Origin of the sequence: uncultured Dokdonia sp., from assembly GCF_947492815.1 — a bacterium.
Taxonomy (GTDB): domain Bacteria; phylum Bacteroidota; class Bacteroidia; order Flavobacteriales; family Flavobacteriaceae; genus Dokdonia.
This window is the reverse complement of record NZ_CANLOB010000100.1, coordinates 1-461: the sequence shown is the minus strand read 5'-3', so window position 1 is coordinate 461 and position 461 is coordinate 1. Positions and strand designations below refer to the sequence as shown.

Genomic DNA, 461 nt, shown 5'->3' with positions numbered 1-461 from the left:
GATGTTACTAATCCAGCCAATGGAACAGTAACGATCAATGCAGATGGAACAGTAACTTATACACCAGATCCTGATTACATCGGAGAAGATACCTTTGATTATACAGTAACGGTAACCAATCCAGATGGATCTACTACGACAGAGACAGCTACGGTAACAGTAACAGTCACTCCAGTAGAAGATGTGATGGATGATACAGCTACGACACCAGAGGATACACCAGTGGATATCGATGTATTAGATAATGATACGTTTAATCCAAACAGTGATGTAGAGGTAACCGATGTTACTAATCCAGCCAATGGAACAGTAACGATCAATGCAGATGGAACAGTAACTTATACACCAGATCCTGATTACATCGGAGAAGATACCTTTGATTATACAGTAACGGTAACCAATCCAGATGGATCTACTACGACAGAGACAGCTACGGTAACAGTAACAGTCACTCCAGTAGA

1 protein-coding gene is annotated in these 461 nt (G+C 41.0%); it reads left to right on the top strand.

The window, feature by feature from the left end; all coding sequences use genetic code 11:
• A partial coding sequence (locus tag Q1A01_RS23700; RefSeq protein ID WP_299686057.1) for an Ig-like domain-containing protein occupies positions 1–461 on the top strand: 461 nt, incomplete at both ends.